The organism is Paenibacillus tianjinensis (genome assembly GCF_017086365.1).
Taxonomy (GTDB): Bacteria; Bacillota; Bacilli; order Paenibacillales; family Paenibacillaceae; genus Paenibacillus_AQ; species Paenibacillus_AQ tianjinensis.
In genome coordinates this window covers 771,614-784,717 of sequence record NZ_CP070969.1, presented here as the reverse complement: position 1 = coordinate 784,717, position 13,104 = coordinate 771,614, and the positions used below count along the sequence as shown (strand labels likewise).

9 protein-coding genes are annotated in these 13,104 nt (G+C 52.5%); 6 read left to right on the top strand and 3 right to left on the bottom strand.

Annotation, left to right across the window (positions count from 1 at the left end):
• Positions 1-56: 56 nt before the first annotated feature.
• Together JRJ22_RS03410 and JRJ22_RS03405 are read right to left on the bottom strand one after the other, a co-directional pair.
• Entirely contained in the window at positions 57-2,213 is a 2,157-nt protein-coding gene (locus tag JRJ22_RS03410) for an alpha-galactosidase (RefSeq protein ID WP_206103234.1), read from the bottom strand.
• 141 nt (positions 2,214-2,354) lie between these two features.
• Positions 2,355-4,901 (bottom strand): beta-mannosidase, encoded by a 2,547-nt coding sequence (locus JRJ22_RS03405; protein WP_206103233.1) that lies wholly within the window; start codon positions 4,899-4,901, stop codon positions 2,355-2,357.
• Between the two features lie 399 nt (positions 4,902-5,300).
• Here JRJ22_RS03405 and JRJ22_RS03400 point away from each other — a divergent pair, with 399 nt between their 5' ends.
• From JRJ22_RS03400 to JRJ22_RS03375, 6 genes are all read left to right on the top strand, one after another.
• Positions 5,301-6,644, top strand: coding sequence for an ABC transporter substrate-binding protein (locus JRJ22_RS03400; RefSeq protein ID WP_206103232.1), 1,344 nt, complete (start codon positions 5,301-5,303; stop codon positions 6,642-6,644).
• 124 nt (positions 6,645-6,768) lie between these two features.
• Entirely contained in the window at positions 6,769-7,662 is an 894-nt protein-coding gene (locus tag JRJ22_RS03395) for a carbohydrate ABC transporter permease (protein ID WP_206103231.1), read from the top strand.
• Between the two features lie 2 nt (positions 7,663-7,664).
• Positions 7,665-8,498 (top strand): carbohydrate ABC transporter permease, encoded by an 834-nt coding sequence (locus JRJ22_RS03390; protein WP_206103230.1) that lies wholly within the window; start codon positions 7,665-7,667, stop codon positions 8,496-8,498.
• Positions 8,499-8,524: 26 nt separating this feature from the next.
• A complete protein-coding gene (locus tag JRJ22_RS03385; RefSeq protein ID WP_206103229.1) occupies positions 8,525-10,342 on the top strand; it encodes a sensor histidine kinase in 1,818 nt (605 codons plus the stop codon).
• A gap of 45 nt (positions 10,343-10,387) precedes the next feature.
• Positions 10,388-11,884, top strand: coding sequence for a response regulator (locus tag JRJ22_RS03380; protein ID WP_206103228.1), 1,497 nt, complete (start codon positions 10,388-10,390; stop codon positions 11,882-11,884).
• 13 nt (positions 11,885-11,897) lie between these two features.
• Positions 11,898-12,635, top strand: a complete 738-nt coding sequence (locus JRJ22_RS03375) for a spermidine synthase (protein WP_232381018.1) — start codon at positions 11,898-11,900, stop codon at positions 12,633-12,635.
• Here the strand turns inward: JRJ22_RS03375 and JRJ22_RS03370 are convergent.
• On the bottom strand, positions 12,625-13,032 hold the full coding sequence (locus tag JRJ22_RS03370; RefSeq protein WP_206103226.1) for a nuclear transport factor 2 family protein: 408 nt from the start codon (positions 13,030-13,032) through the stop codon (positions 12,625-12,627). The genes JRJ22_RS03375 and JRJ22_RS03370 overlap by 11 nt on opposite strands.
• Positions 13,033-13,104 lie beyond the last annotated feature (72 nt).

Below are 13,104 nucleotides of genomic sequence, written 5' to 3'. Positions count from 1 at the left end.
TTGTGAAATAAAAGAAGCCGGGTTTCCCCGGCTTCCCTCATACCTAAAATTCCCTCTTAAGCTTGTGCCTTCAGATGGAAGCATCCGCTCACATAGTCGCGCTGGATATCCGGCAGCGCCAGCCCGGCCTGCATCAGCCGGTCACCGCCAAAGACCTCACCGCTAGCCACCACCGTGTAGTCGAGGTCCGGATTCAGGCCGCGGACAATAAGCGTCCGGCGCGCCGGATATGGCACAGCCATTACCCGGAAATAATAGACCAGCGCCTCGCGTTGATCGTCCGAGACGAACATCCAAGCTGTTTCATTACCCTCGAACGGGCTTTGCAAGCGGTACAGATTTCCCTGCTGCACAAGGCCGCGGATTTCCTTGTAATTCGCTACCTGCTCTTTAACGAGCTCTTTTTCCTCGTCGGTGAATTTCGTCAGGTCAAGCTCATATCCGAAGTTACCGGACATGGCCACATCCCCGCGGAAGGACAGTGGCGTAACGCGGCCAACCTGGTGATTCGGCACTGCGGAGACATGCGCCCCCATTGCGCTCACCGGATACACCAGACTGGTGCCGTATTGGATCTTCAGACGTTCCGCCGCATCGGTATCATCGCTCGTCCAGGTCTGCGGCATGTAGTAGAGCATACCTGGATCGAAACGTCCGCCGCCGCTGGAGCAGCTTTCGAACAGAATATGCGGGAAGTCCGCCGTCAGGCGCTCGATCAGCTCATATAGCCCCAGCACATACCGGTGGGCGGTTTCTCCCTGGCGCTCCGCCGGCAATTCTGCCGAGCCGATCTCTGTCAGGTTGCGGTTCATGTCCCATTTGACATAGGCAACCGGCACTGTGGAGAAGATTTTGCTCAGTGCACTGTATACGTACTCGCGCACTTCTGCACGCGTAAGATCGAGCACCAGCTGCCAGCGGGCTTCGGTGCGGCGGCGTCCTGGCACATGGAGGCACCAGTCCGGATGGGCGCGGTACAGATCGCTATCCGGCGAGATCATTTCCGGTTCTACCCAAAGGCCGAACTGCATGCCCAGGTCGTTGACCCGCTTCGCCACATCGGCCAGTCCACCCGGCAGCTTGCGCAGATCCTCGGTCCAGTCGCCGAGCGAGGAGTTGTCGGCATCGCGCTTGCCAAACCAGCCGTCGTCAAGCACGAAGAGCTCAATGCCCAGCTTCGAGCCTTCGGCGGCAATGTCCACCAGCTTGTCGGCATTGAAATTGAAGTAGGTCGCTTCCCAGTTATTCACGAGGATTGGCCGTTCCTTATCACGGAATGTTCCTCTCACCAGGCGCGTACGATACAGGCGGTGATACGTCCGTGACATGCCTCCAAGACCTTCATTCGAGTAGACCATAACGACTTCAGGAGTCTGGAAGCTTTCGCCCGGGGCCAGACGCCAGGAGAAATCAAAAGGATTCAGACCCATGCACAGACGTGTATGTCCGAAGGCATCCACCTCGGCTTCAGCCGCGAATCCGCCGCTGTAGACCAGTGAGAAGCCGTACACTTCGCCCTGGTGCTCGTCGGTACCTGGCTTAGCCAGTGCGGCAAACGGGTTGTGCTGATGGCTGCTCATTCCCCGGCGGGACTGCAGCGCCGTTGTGCCCTGTTCCAGCCGTCTGCGGGTCAGGTTCGCCTCACGCGACCAGCCGCCGGAAAGATAGATCAGGTCAAACTGGCTGTCCTCCGGAAAATCAACCGAGGCACTCAGCGCACGCATCAGATCGAGCGGAGCGTTGCCGTCATTAACGAATTCTACTGAACGGGCAATAACATCCGTGTCACGGTATACGGTGTAACGCAAAATAACATTCAGCAACGCGAAATCATCGCGCAGCGTAATTTCCAGCGTATCCGCTTCATCCGGGGACTCCACATACACGGATGGAAGTCCGGCAAGCTGCGGCTTGCCCGGCAGTACACGGTATCCGGTGTATTGCAGCTCCGTAATCCGCGTGCCGTCCTCCAGCTTGACCTGATAAGCCGGTACACGGTAATCGCCTGTGCCGTACTGCGGGTATTCCTGCGGAAGCCGGTCCAGCGCCGTCCCTGCTCCCAGATGCGGCAGGCCGTCCAAATTGCCGTCCTCGCGCAGCTTTTTACCCCAATATACATGCATCGGATAGTTATTGTAGAGACCGATAATATAACTCATACCCTTGCTCTGTAAATGAAATGTTCCCTTGTCTTCCTGTACCCAAATGGCCATAGTCCGGTTCCTTCTCTCCCGAATATTGTTAGTTGTGGTTTAATAGTAGTGTGCAATACGTGTAGCTACCTCTCATCCCTCTATTTCCACCAGTTCGCCTAAAGATGCATCCTGCTTTCGCATCGACCCGGGCCAGGAGCATTAGGCTTCCTTCATATAATCAGCCATCGAGCGGACTTCAAGGCCTTTTGGCGCAGCCGGAATAAAGTCCTGCTCTCCGTTGCCGCGCAGCGAGAACTGCACTGTCTTCGGCTCGCCCGGAAGCAGATCGAAGAAGTTGTCAGAGAAGATGCCTTCCTCTTCCGCCGTCAAATACACCCCTCTGGCCAGCACATCGCTGCTGACCGTGAAGCTTAAGCCGCCGCTGCCCCGTACTTCAGCCACCGTAAGTATCGGCTTATTCAGCTTGATCTCTTTAGCAGCAGCGAAGTAAAGCTCTTTCTGCTCCAGCAGGGAGCCCTCTGCCAGAAGAGAAGCTACCAGCACCACCTGCTTCGGATCATAACCCTCCAGCAATTCCGCAGCCGGCACGGTAAATACCACCGCCGCCGAATCGGCAGCCAGCTGCACGGGCTGATTCCATTCCTTCAGAACCGAACCGCTGAAATCATGCAGCCGGAGCACCAGCTTCCCGGACAGTGTTTCCCGCAGATCGGAAACCGCATGTACCTTCACGTTCTCCCCGTCCATTTCCTCAATGGAGAGCAGAATATCCTTGAAGCTTTTGCGCGCGGTATATTGCAGTGCCTTCCAGCGGCCGTAGTAATCCATCCCTGCCCAGGAAGCTACAGGCCAGCAGTCGTTCATTTGCCAGTACAGGGTACCCATGCAGTACGGCTTGTTTCTCCGGTGGCTTTCAATCGCGACCCTCATGGCCTCCGCCTGAAGAATCTGGCTCATATACAGGAATGACCTGAAATCCTTGGGCTCCGGAAGATAGATGTCCATATATTCTTTAATCAGCAGATTGCCGCGTCCGTTCTTCTGGTGCGCCAGCATCACTTCCGATTCCAGCTCCATATCCGCTTCTTCCGCATAGCTCAGCACAGATTTCAGCTCCGGGAAGGACTGGAAGCCGTATTCGCTCATGAAGCGGCCCACTTTGACGTTATAGTTCTCAAAAGGCTCAATCCCGTGCCATACACCCCAATAATGAACATCCCCTTCGCCTGTAACCCGCGTCGAATGCTGGTCTATAGTATTAGTACGTTCACGGAGCGGGGAGGACGGCCAGTAATCAACACCCGGATGATAGGCTGCTACCGCCTCCGGCAGAATGCGGTGGAAAATCTCCTCGTAAGCTGCCCATAGCGTGTCGCGGATCTCAGAACTGAGCTTTTCCTTCCAGCCCCAGCCCATATTCTCCTCGAAGTGGGCCCAGGCAGAGTCGATCTCATTGTTACCGCACCACAGTGCGATGCACGGATGATTGCGCAGCCGCTTCACATTATATTCAGCTTCCTTACGCACACTCTCCAGGAATGCTTCATCCCCCGGATACATGCTGCAGGCAAACATGAAGTCCTGCCAGACCAGCAGGCCGTATTCATCGCACAAGCGATAGAATTCCTTCTCCTCATAGAAACCGCCGCCCCATACACGCAGCATGTTCATATTCGACTCTACCGCTGAGGCAATCTCATGACGGTAGCGGTCACCGGTAACCTCAGTGATGAAGCTGTCGTTTGGGATATGATTCGCACCCTTTGCGAACACCGGCACACCGTTCAGCTCGAACTGGAATGAGGCACCCTTCGCATCAGGTTTGCGGATAAGCTTGATCTCCCGAAGGCCGGTAGTCACTTCTGCAGTACTTTGTACCGTCCCGTTCTGCAGCAGCTCCGCCTGAAATGAGGTTAATTCAGGCGCCCCGAGTCCGTTACACCACCATAGACGCGGATGATTAATTACCAGCTCCAGTTCCACAGTCTGTATCCCGGCCGCCAGCGCAACTGCCTGCGTCCACTCCTGGCCGTCCGCTATAATCCGCAGCGTTCCTTCCCATACCTCCGGCGCATTCACTTCAACAATTGCCGTCAAACGCGCCTCTTCCTTTTTTATAACGTCCTGACGGATATACACATCCGCAATCGCAGGAGCATTTCGTCCCGTAAGCACCGCTTCCCGCCAGATCCCGCTGGTCAGAAATCTCGGGCCCCAGTCCCAGCCGTAATGATAAGGCGCCTTGCGGGCAAACACGCTAATTCGCTTCTCCTCAAGTCCGCCCAGCTCAGACTGGTCATTGGGTGCGGGCAGGTCATACCCGAGCTGTTCCAGCTTCGGCAGATCCTCACTCACCACGGAGCGGAATTTCACCAGGATCTCATTGTCTCCGGTCCGCAGCAGACCTTTGACATCCACTGTCCAAGCCCGGAACATATTGTCTGCTGAAAGCGCATGCACATTATTCACATACACATCGGCATACGTATCCAGCCCTGCAAAGTTCAACTCCGTAACAGCCAGGCTCTGCCAATCTCCGTCAAGCTGCAGCTTCGTTCTGTACTCCCAGTCTTTCTTATCGATCCATTGCAGCTCATGCTCATTCTTTCCATAAAAAGGCTGCGAAATCAGCCCATTGCGTAGCAGATCGGTATGTACCGTTCCCGGCACCACTGCCGGCAGCCACGCTTCATCCCCGCTAGCCCTAAATTCCCAATTCGTCAAATCAAGCCGTTGTTGAGTCATGAGTCCTCCTAAAAGTTTTGTGAGCTTATGCTTCCTTGAGTCGCTTCGTACAAAACTCGCTTCGAAAGCATACACTTAAGTTTTGTGAGCATATGCATCCTTGAGTTACACTCCAGAAGCATACGCTTAAGTTTTGCTGTCCTCTTCCCCGGAAGCCTACACGCTAATTCACCGGTTTGCACCGCATCCTCAAAATAGCATGTGTACGCTTACTTTTCATTACATTCATTTTGGATTCATTGTACTTTGTTATAATATTGTTAGTAATAAACCAATTATAATCCTACAAAGAAAACAAATAAAGACAATAAATAATAATTGAATACATTTATCCGTCCGAAAAATCGCGTTATAATGTTCATGTAAACGCTAACATTAACACAAAAAGGGGACAATGCAATGAGAAACAAGTTATTTTCGTTATGTTTTGTTATCATTATGGTTTTCTCTCTATCCCTAACAGGCTGTGGTTCGAACAACAATAATAATAATGCAGCCACAACAACTGATGAGCCTGCAGCAACAACAGCGCCAGAGAGCACCGATGCAGCAGCAACCACTGAACCGGCTGCAGCCAGCGGCTCTGACATCAGCGGCAAAATCATTTTCCTGACCAACAGAACCGACATGATCGGCAAAGAGTATGACGAATATTTAAAGCGCTTTAATGAAAAATATCCGAACATCAAGGTTGAATTTGAAGCTTCCCAAACCGACTACAACCAGCAGGCTAAGGTCAGAATGGCCAGTGGCGAGCTTCCTGATGTCATGTTCGTTCCTAACATCCCTAACTCCGATCTGCCAAAATATTTTGCACCACTGGAAGATCTCGGCCTAACCGATAAAATTACGTTTAAAGACTTCAAATCCTATGAAGGCCAGCTGTACGGAATTACCACTGGTAACTCCACTACAGGGATTGTCTATAACAAAAAAGCCTTCGCCGATGCCGGCATCACAGAAATCCCTAAGACCTGGGATGAATTCCTCGCTGCCTGCGAAAAGCTGAAAGCCGCCGGTGTAGTGCCGCTCGCTTCCAACTTCAAAGACAAATGGCCGCTTAACGACTGGGTATACTCCGTTCCCCGGATTATTGCCGGAAACCCTGATTTCCCGAATGAGAAGCTGAATTCCGACACGCCTTTCACAATGGATAACGGCTATGGCAAATCGCTTAGCCTGCTTAGAGAGCTGAATGAAAAGGGCTATCTGGAAAAAGACATCAACTCCACCAACTGGGAACAATCGAAGAAGGACATCGCCTCCGGCAAATTCGCCATGTACTTCCTGGGCAACTGGGTAATCAACCAGGTTATCGGCGCCGGCACCACTTCGGACAATGTAGGCTTCTTCCCGCTTCCTTATGACAACTCAGGCACACTTACAGCTCCGCTGAGCCCTGACTTCTTCTATGCGGTTGCTAAGAACAGCAAAAATGTAGACGCTGCCAAAGCCTTCGTAAAATGGATGATCGAAGATTCCGGATATGAGGATTTTGCCGGATTCATCTCCCCGCTCAAGGGCAAAGAATCCAACCTGGCACAGCTTAAAGAATTCCAGGCTACTGGCGTAGTTCTGCAAGAAGGTACCGTGGATGACGCGAAAGTAACTGAAATCACCAACAAAGCACAGCTCGACCTGCCGGCTATGGCTCAGGAGTTCGTCCTGGCTAAAGATCCGCAAACCGTCTTCGACAAATGGAACAAAGCATGGGCCAAAGCGAAAAAAGACCTCGGCTATTGATCCAATAAACTCGCTGCAGAGTAACTCCGCATAAACTTCGGCGCAAAATGGATTATGCCTTCTCTGGATAATCCATTTTGTCGTCAATCTTAAAGAGAGCTTTTTACGGAAGGAAGGCTGAGAAATGTTCGGGACATTATCCTATAACAAACAGAAGACCATTATTATCGTATCCTTTCTGCTGATTCCGCTGCTGCTTCTGGCAACGTTCACCTATTACCCGGCGATTAAGCTGGTTTACTATAGCTTCACCAACTGGGACGGCTACAGCCCCGAGAAGCCATGGGTCGGCCTGGACAATTACCGCGAGGTATTCAGTAATCCCGATATTTTCAAAGTGTTCACCCATAACTTTGCCTACTTTGTGATGGGGATCGTCCAGAATATCGTCGCCATTTACTTCGCCGTCGTGCTGAGCAGCAAGCTGCGGGGCAAAAACGCCTTCCGGATTATGCTGTTCCTGCCTTACATTATGAACGGCGTCGCAGTGGCCTTCATGTTCGGCTATGTGTTTGACACCACTAACGGATCACTGAATCTGTTTTTAGATAATATCGGCCTTCACCATCTGGCCCAGACCAGCTGGCTCGGTACCGAAGGGCTGGTTAACTACTCGCTGGCATCCACCGGCTTCTGGCGGTTTATGGGCTACAACATGGTTATTTACATCGCCTCTTTACAGGCTATTCCCAAAGATATTTATGAAGCGGCCAAAATCGACGGCGCAGGCTCCTTCCAGACCTTATGGAGAATTACGCTGCCGAATATGAAGCCTGTGATTCAATTGAACCTGTTCCTGACGGTAACTGGCGCACTGGAAGTTTTCGATCTGCCGTTCGTACTGACGAAAGGCGGCCCTGCAGGTGCCAGCGAGACTTACGTGCAGAAAGTAGTCGATACGGCATTTGCTTTTAACAATTACGGGCTGGCCTCGGCAATGAGCATCATCCTGCTCTTCTTTGTCGTCATTGTGCTGCTGGTGCAGCAGCTGGTACTTAACCGGGGAGGAGACAAATAAACATGGCACATACCAAATTTCGCCTTGTAGATTTCATCAAATACATCACGCTGCTGATCGGGGTATTTGTCGTCCTTTTCCCTCCTTATGTGGTCATCGTTAATGCCTTTAAATCTACCGACGAGTTCAACTCCAGCAGCTCCATGGCTCTGCCCAAAAGCTTCCTGAACTTCGACAACTTTACCGCCGTCTTCCAGCGCGGGGGTCTCCTCAGCGGGTTCGGCAATGTGCTTGTGATCATTATAATTACATTGACCCTGAACATTCTGTTTGGCACAATGGTGGCATACGTGCTGGGCCGCTTCTCTTTTAAGCTGAAACCGGTTGTATTCGGAGCTTATCTGGTAGCCACTATCATTCCAAGCATTACCACACAGGTCGCCACCTTTGGCATCATCAAAAATATGGGTCTCTACAACACACTCGGCGCCCCTATCGTGCTCTACATCGGCGCAGACGTGATCCAGATCATTCTGTACCTGCAGTTTATCCGCAACATCCCTTTTGATCTCGATGAAAGTGCCATGGTGGAAGGTGCCTCCCTGTTTAAAATCTACCGTTCGATCATCTTCCCGCTCTTAACTCCGGCAACAGCTACGCTATTGATTCTGAAGACGATCAGCATCTACAATGACATGTACATCCCTTACCTTTATATACCCAAACAAAGCCTTGGCGTGGTAACCACCATTCTCATGCGCTTCCAGGGAGTCAATTCGGGCGAATGGAACCTGATCTGTGCCGCAATTCTGCTGATTCTGCTGCCGACGGTCATCCTGTACTTTTTCCTGCAGCGTTATATCTTTGAGGGGGTAACCAGCGGGGCCGTGAAATAGGGGGATGTGCGGAAAGGATTACTACATTGGTATCATACATCCTGAGTATCCCGCGCAGGCTATGGCTGTTTCTGGCCAACCTGCCGATGGAGCGCAAGCTGATTGTCGTATTCGTCTTTCTTCTTTCCCTGCCGATCACTTATGTCAGCTACCTCTCCTCCCGCTCCACCTTCAATTCGGTGCTGCAGAACTCCACGACGAGCGCGGGGCAAATGGCGGGCAGTGCTTCGGATACCATCGACAGGTATGTCGCCGATTTGAAGAGATATACAGCGCTGCCGCTGTATAATACCGATGTCCAGTTCTATCTGGAGCAGCAGAATACCGACTGGGAAAAGAACACCAGCATGTCGATGTTCCTAAGCTATTTGAACCATACGAAAGACGAGATCATTGCCGTATACTTGGTGGACAAATACGGATCGGTCTTCTATGATAGGGCTCCCGGCATTAATGAACTATTCCCGGAAGAACGGATGGCGCAGTGGCAAAGACTGACCGAAGGGGCCGGGGTAGCTCCTGTTGTGCAAGGCCGTCACTTCATCCGGGTGAACGACAGTGATCACCGGGAAGTATTCAGCGTCCTGCGCACGATTACCTCGGTCAGCTCGCTGAAGCCGATCGGGATGCTCGTCTTCGATATCGACATCAGCCTGTTCAAGGGCATCGCTGAGCCGGTCAATACCGTCACCCAGGGGAATACCCTGATTGTGGACGATCAAGGACAGCTTATCTATGGCGGTTTAAATACAGATCCGCAGAGCCGCGTTCTGCAGCAGCATGATATCCCCCTGCTGCTGCAGAATACGGATCAGGCGGAGGGGCATTTCCAGATTCACTTGGAGGGCCGGGATTATCTGGCAGTATATACTGTTTCCCCAAAGACCGGATGGACGACCATGGTCACCATTCCGCTGGAACGGATCCTTACCCCGGTGCAGAAGACCCGCAATACGCTGATCTTGACGACTTTGGCGATTGTAGCCTTTGCTTTGGTTGTGGCAACATTCATTTCCTATGCGCTGACCAAACCGCTAAAATCGATGGTCCGCCTGATGAAGCAGGTGCAGCATGGCAATCTGGATGTCTGGCTTTCACCCAAATATAACGATGAAATCGGGATGCTCGGCAGCCACTTCAACCGGATGATCATCCGGGTCAAAGACCTGCTTCAGGAAGTGTCGCTTACGGAAAAACGGAAGCAAAAAGCCGATATGCGGGCCTTGCAGAATCAGATCAACCCGCACTTCATTTACAACACGCTGGAATCCATCCGCATGCTGGCAGAGGGCAGTGATGATCCCCGTGTAGCCAGGCTGACTTACCTGCTCGGCCTGCAAATGCGTTACGGAATTGTCCGCAGCGATGAAATGGTAACCATCCGGCATGAGCTGGATCATGTGCGTAATTATCTGCATCTGCTGCAAATCCGCTTCCCGGACAAATTCAGCCTGAATATTGAAGTGCCGGAGGAGTTCCTTCCGCTTCCGGTCATTAAGCTGGTCTTCCAGCCGATTGTCGAGAATGCCGTATTTCATGGCCTGGAGGCTAAGGAGGGCCCGGGTGCCATAATTATTACCGCTTGGGCTGAGGATGGCAAAATCGTATTTTGCGTCAGTGATGACGGTGTCGGCATGGACGAGGGTACCCTGCGGCTGCTAAACAATAACCTGATGAACGGGGCCGATGGCGAAATGTTCGGCATCGGCCTGCGCAATGTAAATGAGCGGATTCGCCTCCATTACGGCAACGCCTTCGGGCTGCGTGTATACAGCGAGCTTGGCCGGGGCACCCGCGTCATTCTAAGAATTGACGACCTCTCGGGCGCCCGCGTTGAGGAATAGTACTATATATGCTGGACTATTAGTCAGGAAAGGGGGATATCCAGATTGCTGCGTATTGCGATTGTAGATGATGAGGTTCTGATCCGCGAAGGCCTGGCCCGGATGATCAGCAAGGAGAGCAGCGCCTTCTGTGTCGTTGGTACTTATCCCGACGGCAAGCATCTGCTGGATGAGCTTCCTTCCCTTCAGCTGGACGTTGTCATTACCGATATCCGTATGCCGCAGGTCGGCGGTCTGGAGCTGATCAGGCGGCTGAAAGCGAGCCACCCGCAGATCCGCTCGCTGCTGATGAGCGGATTCGTTGAATTCAATTATGCCCGGGAAGCCATCCGCAGCTCAGCCGTGGATTACCTGCTCAAACCGATCAACAAAGAACAGCTCTTCGAAGTGCTGTACAGACTGGAGCAGGAACGCAAGCTGCAGCATGACAAGGAAGAATGCCAGCGCTCCGGGCTGCTGCTCTCCCTGCTGCAAATCGAGCAGCCTTCTGCTATTCTTTTAGAGGGTCTGGGTTTACCTCAGCCGTATTTCACGGTCTATGTCCTGAGAGGCGGAACCCGGGAAACGGCCCTAGCCTATGCCGAGCGTCTGCGGCAAGAGAAAGGAGCCTTATTTGACCTTCTGGAGATTCATAAAGGCATTCAGGTATGGGTCCGTTATTCCCCGCAACCGTTAACCCCTGAGGAGCAGCGCGATCTCATAGATTATGTCGGTCCGCCCGGCAGGAATCAGCGCCTGCACATCGGGGTAAGCCGTTCCTATTCCGATCCGGCCAGACTGAGAACCGCTTATCTCGAAGCCAAGCAGGCCTGTGATGCGGGAATTTATAATCCGCAGCCGCTGCATTATGCTGCTATAGAGGAGCTTAATGTTGCGGAGAAGTCTCCAGCCGATCCTTTCGCTCCGTTCCGGGAGCCGCTGATCCATGATCTGCAGATTCTAAATACCGCCGGAGCTCGGGAGTGGATCCGCAAGATGTTCCGCGTGCTTGAAGCGGGGCAGGCCAATCCGGACCTGATTCTCCGCTCCCTGCAGCAGGTGGAGGAAACTGCCCGCAAAGAATTACCGGAATTCGAAGCCGTCTACCGGATAGAGTCCCGCCCAAGGCTGGAGGAGCAGATCAAAGCCTGCATGAGCCTTAGCGAAATGGAAGAGCTGTTCACCACTCCTTTCTCCGCAGCATTAAATGAAATCCGCACCCACCGGCTCGAGATGTCCGGCACGGCGGTGGAAACGGTGAAGCGCTGGGTATCGGCCAATTATAATCAGCATGCTGACCTGAATACGCTCGCGGGTATGGTATTCCTAACGCCAAGCTATCTCAGCAAATTGTTCAAGCAGGAGACTGGGCTCACCCTAACCGACTATATTATTGAAATCCGCATCCGTAAAGCCAAACAGCTGCTGAAGAGTGCCCACGACCTGAAGGTGCATGAAATCGGCACCGAAGTCGGCTATCCCGATCCCGCTTATTTCAACAAGCTGTTCAAAAGAATCGTCGGCGTCACACCGAACGAATACAAACGAATTTCCCTCGTATAAGGAGACCGATATTTTGCAGACACAGTTCCCGGCATCACGGAATAACAATGAGATCCAGGTGTATGAAACTACAGAGCTATATGGTGAAAAGGGACGTTTTCGCGTTCTCCAGTTTTCCGGCGATGCCATTCAGGGTGTGCTTGATCTGGAGCATCCGCGGCGCGTTGTCTTTGAATATCCGCGGGCCATGATTCATTTAATGGAGTGCAATGAGCCCTATTTTCAGGATGTGTTCCTGATCGGACACGGAGTCGGAACGATTGCCGGTTATTTTGCGGAGAAGAGCTTTAGGGTAGCAGAGGTGAACGCTGAAGTCGTAAATTATAGCAGAACCCACTTCGGCTATAATCAGGACAACGTCATGATTGGGGATGGCCGGAGCCTCCTGGAGCATGAGCAAAACGGACGTTATGATTACATCCTGCTGGATGCCTTCACAGCCGCCGGAACCCCGCCGCATCTAACCTCCAGCGAGTTTTTCCGTCTCACCCGTTCCAAGCTCCATCCGCGCGGTGCGATCGTGATGAATCTGATGGGCAGAATTGACAATGACCGGCTGATGAACGCCATCCATACTACACTTAGCGAAGAATACCCTTATGTCAAAGCTTTCGCCCTTCCTGCGGAAGGCTCTGCCGATATCCGCAACATTGTTATTATGGGCAGCGGCAGGCCGATCCGCTATCAAGCCCGGCATATGGCCGGGTTTATTGAGGTCACCCTCGGTCAGGGCCATGTGATCAGAGACTAATAGCGGAGCAGATCAACGGCAATGGATGGCTTGGACTCCCGGCCGGCGTCCCTTGATGAAAGAACATTTGCCAGCGGCCGTTTTGTAGCTTCCAAACCGAGCTGCGCAGCGTCGCTCCCCCCGTTTCTTCGTTCAGAATCCGGTAAGTAGTAAGAGCGGCCGTCTCAGACAACAGATGAAGTTCGAACCCGCTCAAGCTCATCCGGACCTCACCTGCCCCGTCCTCCCCCATTAAATCCTTCTTATACCACACTCTTCCCGAGCTTCCGAATTCAAAAAAATCATCTGCGAGCAGCCCGGACAGCTCCTCCGGGCAGGTCCGTACCTCCGCGCTCAGCAGTTTTTCTTCCAGTTCGCAGATATGCCTCTTGAGCACTGCTTCCTTGTTATCTTCCATAGTAACTTCCCCCCTTCTGCCATAGACTTCCTGCCAGCATGTGGAACCGGATGAAAACCAGTTCGTCTCCTA